Below are 1,605 nucleotides of genomic sequence, written 5' to 3' on the forward strand. Positions count from 1 at the left end.
CCGAAGAAGTCCGCATCGAACTCCCCCGCATCGTGCAGGAAACCCCCCTCCCGCACATACGAACGACCAGGAACACCAGGCTCAGGATCGAACAGACCCTCCACGTCCCACCCACGGTCCACCGGGAAACCCGACACCGCGTCCACACCCGAGGACACCAGATCCCACAAACCCTCCGGAGAACTCACCCCACCCGGAAAACGGCACGCCATCCCCACGATCGCGATCGGCTCGTTGCCGCGCTCCTCGGCCTCGCGCAGCCGTGCCTGCGTCTCGTGCAGTTCGGCCATGGCGCGGCGGAGGTATTCACGGAGCCTGGTTTCGTTCCCCGTGGCGTCCTGGTTGGTGTCGTGAGCGGACACGGCTCTCCCCTGGAGGTGTCGGTGCAGGGCTTCAGATGGAGCGGAAGCCGCTGTCGAGCAGCTGGAACAGTTCGTCGTCGGATGCGGAGTGGAGCAGTTCGGTGACCTTGCCGCGGTCCGGGTCCGCCGGGGCCCCGGCGGTGGCCGGCGCGGTGGTGGCGGTGGCGGTTTCCGTGGCGGTGACCGTGGTGCCGAGTTCGGCGAGCAGCGCGGTGAGGTGGTCGGCGACCGTCCGGCGGGCGTCCCGGTCGAGGTCGGCCCGTGCGGTCGCCGCGCCGAGCTGCCCGATCAGGGCGAGCACGGAGGCTTCGGCGCCGGGCAGTTCCGCGTCGAGGTGTTCGACGAGGGCCCGGGGCGTCGGGTGGTCGAAGACGAGGGTCGGTGTCAGGCGCAGGCCGGTCTCGGCGCTGAGCCGGTTGCGCAGTTCGACGGCGGTGAGCGAGTCGAAGCCGGCTTCCCGGAAGCTGCGGTCCGCGCCGACGTCGGACGGGCCGGCGAATCCGAGGACGCGCGCGACCTCGGTGCGTACGAGGTCCAGGAGCAGTACCGGGCGTTCGGCGCGGGACAGGCCCGTGATCCGGTCGGCGAGGGTCTCCCGCCGGGGGCCGGGGGCGTCGGGCCGGGGCGCGGCGGCGGGTCGTTCGTCCGGGCCGAGCAGGGAGCCGAGAACGGGCGGGAGCGCGTCCCCGGCCTCCCGGGCGGCGGTCCGGTCGAGGCGCAGCGGCAGCAGGACGGGCCGGCCGGTGGCGCGGGCCGCGTCGAAGAGGTCGAGGGCCTCGGTCTGCGGGAGCGCGGCGAGGCCGGTGCGGCGCAGCCGGGCGGCGTCGGTGCCGTCGAGGGCGCCGGCCATGCCGTCGCCGGCCCAGGGGCCCCAGGCGAGGGAGACGGCGGGCAGTCCTCGGGCGTGGCGCCAGGCGGCGAAGGCGTCGAGGTGGGCGTTGGCGGCGGCGTAGGTGGACTGTCCGGCGCTGCCGAGCAGGCCGGCGGCGGAGGAGAAGAGCACGAACGCATCGAGCGGCAGGTGGGCGGTGAGGTCGTGGAGGGCGTGGACGGCGTCGGCCTTGGGCCGCAGGACGGCGGCGAGGCGCTGCGGGTCCTGGGCGGTGAGGAGGCCGTCGTCGAGGACGCCCGCGGTGTGCACCACCGCGGTGAGGGGGTGTGCGGGCGGGACGGCGTCGAGGAGTGCGGCCAGCGCGGTGCGGTCGGCGGCGTCGCAGGCGGCGAGGGTCACCTCGGCGCCGAG

General features: G+C 74.7%; 2 protein-coding genes. Both read right to left on the minus strand.

The window, feature by feature from the left end; all coding sequences use genetic code 11:
* Positions 1-362: beta-ketoacyl synthase N-terminal-like domain-containing protein (locus ABZW32_RS39880; protein ID WP_356225825.1), on the minus strand; the 362-nt coding region annotated here is incomplete at its 3' end.
* 31 nt (positions 363-393) lie between these two features.
* On the minus strand, positions 394-1,605 hold a 1,212-nt coding region (locus tag ABZW32_RS39885), incomplete at its 5' end, for a KR domain-containing protein (RefSeq protein WP_356225826.1).

This window comes from Streptomyces sp. NPDC004667 (assembly GCF_040609475.1).
GTDB lineage: Bacteria > Actinomycetota > Actinomycetes > Streptomycetales > Streptomycetaceae > Streptomyces.